The sequence below is a fragment of the Streptomyces sp. NPDC055506 genome (assembly GCF_053643595.1).
This window is the reverse complement of sequence record NZ_JBSHKH010000098.1, coordinates 1-3,304: the sequence shown is the minus strand read 5'-3', so window position 1 is coordinate 3,304 and position 3,304 is coordinate 1. Positions and strand designations below refer to the sequence as shown.

General features: G+C 70.9%; 3 protein-coding genes. 2 read left to right on the top strand and 1 reads right to left on the bottom strand.

Going from position 1 to position 3,304, the window contains the following annotated elements; genetic code table 11:
• Nucleotides 1–119: 119 nt before the first annotated feature.
• A complete protein-coding gene (locus tag ACWIF2_RS29310; protein WP_391114769.1) occupies nucleotides 120–1,472 on the bottom strand; it encodes a class II 3-deoxy-7-phosphoheptulonate synthase in 1,353 nt (450 codons plus the stop codon).
• A gap of 96 nt (nucleotides 1,473–1,568) precedes the next feature.
• Between ACWIF2_RS29310 and ACWIF2_RS29305 the strand changes: the two genes are divergently transcribed.
• Nucleotides 1,569–1,625, top strand: coding sequence for a trp operon leader peptide (locus ACWIF2_RS29305; protein WP_078625594.1), 57 nt, complete (start codon nucleotides 1,569–1,571; stop codon nucleotides 1,623–1,625).
• Nucleotides 1,626–1,721: 96 nt separating this feature from the next.
• Nucleotides 1,722–3,304 (top strand): chorismate-binding protein (locus ACWIF2_RS29300; RefSeq protein ID WP_454363774.1); only part of this gene is annotated, 1,583 nt, incomplete at its 3' end.

Genomic DNA, 3,304 nt, shown 5'->3' with positions numbered 1-3,304 from the left:
ACGCTTTGTTCGGTGCCGAAACCATACCATACCCCGGGGGGTGGTACCAAAAACCGTGGGGTGGGCCGCGGATCGTGTGATCCGCGCCCCAGTCCATGTCCGGGTAACAGGCGATCCCGTTACTGGTCCCTGTACATCTCGGCCACGAGGAACGCCAGGTCGAGCGACTGGCTGCGGTTGAGCCGCGGGTCGCAGGCCGTCTCGTAGCGCTGGTGCAGATCGTCGACGAAGATCTCGTCGCCGCCGCCCACGCACTCGGTGACATCGTCGCCGGTGAGCTCCACGTGGATGCCGCCCGGGTGGGTGCCGAGCGCCTTGTGGACCTCGAAGAAGCCCTTGACCTCGTCGAGCACGTCGTCGAAGCGGCGGGTCTTGTGCCCGGAGGCCGCCTCGAAGGTGTTGCCGTGCATCGGGTCGGTCACCCAGGCCACGGTGGCGCCCGAGGCGGTGACCTTCTCGACCAGCTCGGGGAGCTTGTCGCGGACCTTGTCGGCGCCCATGCGGACGATGAAGGTCAGCCGGCCCGGCTCACGCTCCGGGTCGAGGCGCTCGATGTACTGCAGCGCGTCCTCGGCCGTGGTCGTCGGGCCCAGCTTGATGCCGATCGGGTTGCGGATCTTCGAGGCGAACTCGACGTGCGCGTGGTCCAGCTGCCGGGTGCGCTCACCGATCCACACCATGTGCCCGGAGACGTCGTACAGCTGTCCGGTGCGCGAGTCGACCCGGGTCAGGGCGGACTCGTAGTCGAGCAGCAGCGCCTCGTGCGAGGCGTAGAACTCGACCGTCTTGAACTCCTCCGGGTCGGCCCCGCAGGCGTGCATGAAGTTCAGCGCCTGATCGATCTCGCGCGCCAGCTGCTCGTAGCGCTGTCCCGACGGGGACGACTTCACGAAGTCCTGGTTCCAGGCGTGCACCTGGCGCAGGTCGGCGTAGCCGCCGGTGGTGAAGGCGCGCACCAGGTTCAGCGTGGAGGCGGACGCGTGGTACATCCGCTTCAGGCGCTCGGGATCCGGGATACGGGCGGCCTCGTTGAAGTCGAAGCCGTTCACCGAGTCGCCGCGGTAGGTCGGCAGGGTCACGCCGTCGCGGGTCTCGGTGCCCTTGGAGCGCGGCTTGGAGTACTGGCCGGCGATCCGGCCGACCTTCACCACGGGCACGGACGCGGCGTACGTGAGCACGGCGCCCATCTGGAGCAACGTCTTCAGCTTGTTGCGGATGTGGTCCGCGGACACCGCGTCGAAGGCCTCGGCGCAGTCGCCGCCCTGGAGGAGGAACGCCTCTCCCTTGGCGACGGCCGCCATCCGGGCACGCAGCTGGTCGCACTCGCCCGCGAAGACGAGCGGCGGATACGACTCGAGGTCCGCAACGACTGCGCGCAGAGCCTCGGTGTCGGGGTACTCGGGCTGCTGCGCCGCGGGCAGGTCTCGCCAGGTGTTGCCAGCACTCGCGCTGGTCTTAGCGTTCACGGTCACGACCTCAACATTACGGGGTCGTGTCGGGCGTCCTGACCCATGCCCAGCAATTGAGACACCGCGTACGCTCCTCGGACATGGGATAGGGTGCGTCGCATGTTCGCGCACTCGACCCAGACCTGGTGGTGGACCGCTCATCCGGCGGCCCGCTGACTGCGCGTACGACAGACTTCGCGAAGGCCGCCCGAGGGGCGGCCTTCGGTGTTTCCCGGGGTCCGTTCCTCTCTCACCGAGATGGAGTACGGACCCATGAACTTGCTCGGCTTGCCGGACGACTCCCGCCCGTTCGCCCTGCTGCGCCGCCGCACCCCGGGCCAGGACCATGATCAGGTCGAGGTCCTGATCGGCCCGGTCGCCACGTACGACCGGCTCGCCGACCTCCCCGGCGAGGGCCTCGCGCTCGTCCCCTTCCGGCAGATCCGCGAGCGCGGCTTCGACGCCCGCGACGACGGCACGCCCCTGGCGGTGCTGACGCCCGAGGAGTCGTACGCGATCCCGCTGGCGGACGCCCTGGAACAGCTCCCGGGGCATGACGTGCGGGTCGAGGGCGGTGGCTTCGACGTCGGTGACGAGGAGTACGCGGAGATCGTCGGGCGGGTGCTGCGGGAGGAGATCGGGCGGGGCGAGGGCGCGAACTTCGTGATCCGGCGGACGTACGAGGGTGGGATCCCCGGGTTCGGCCGGGCCGACGCGTTGGCGCTGTTCCGGCGGCTGCTGGAGGGCGAGCGGGGCGCGTACTGGACGTTCGTCGTGCACACCGGGGACCGGACGCTGGTCGGGGCGAGCCCGGAGGTGCACGTCCGGATGTCCGGCGGCACGGTCGTCATGAACCCGATCAGCGGCACCTACCGCTACCCCGCCGAGGGGCCGACCCCGGAGCATCTGCTCGGCTTCCTCGCCGACGGCAAGGAGATCGAGGAGCTGTCGATGGTCGTCGACGAGGAGCTCAAGATGATGTGCACCGTCGGCGACATGGGCGGCATCGTGGTCGGGCCCCGGCTGAAGGAGATGGCGCACCTCGCGCACACCGAGTACGAGCTGCGCGGGAAGTCCTCGCTGGATGTGCGGGAGGTGCTGAGGGAGACTATGTTCGCGGCGACCGTCACCGGCTCGCCGGTGCAGAACGCCTGCCGGGTGATCGAGCGGCACGAGGTCGGGGGGCGTGGCTACTACGCCGGGGCGCTGGCCCTCCTCGGGCGGGATTCCGGCGGGGCGCAGACCCTCGACTCCCCCATCCTCATCCGTACCGCCGACATCGACGCGGACGGCGGGCTGCGGGTGCCGGTGGGCGCCACGCTCGTGCGCGGGTCCGACCCGGCGAGTGAGGTCGCGGAGACGCACGCGAAGGCGGCGGGGGTGCTGGCGGCCCTGGGCGTACGGCCGGGCAGGCCGCGTGCGGAGTCCGTGCGGCCGAGGCTCGCCGAGGATCCACGCGTGCGTGCCGCGCTCGACGGGCGCCGGGCGTCGCTGGCGCCGTTCTGGCTGCGGATGCAGGAGCGCTCCGAGGAGCTCACCGGGCACGCCCTGGTCGTCGACGGCGAGGACACCTTCACGGCGATGCTCGCGCATGTGCTGCGCTCGAGCGGACTGGAGGTGACCGTCCGGCGATACGACGAGGCGGGGCTGCGGGAGGCGGTGCTCGCGCACGAGGGGCCGGTGGTGCTCGGCCCGGGTCCCGGGGACCCCGCCGATCTCACCGACCCCAAGATGCGGATCCTGCGGAGCCTCACCGCCGAGGTCGTCCGCGGCCATCCGCACGGCGTGCTGGGTGTCTGCCCGAGGCGGGGCTGCGGGAGGCGGTGCTCGCGCACGAGGGGCCGGTGGTGCTCGGC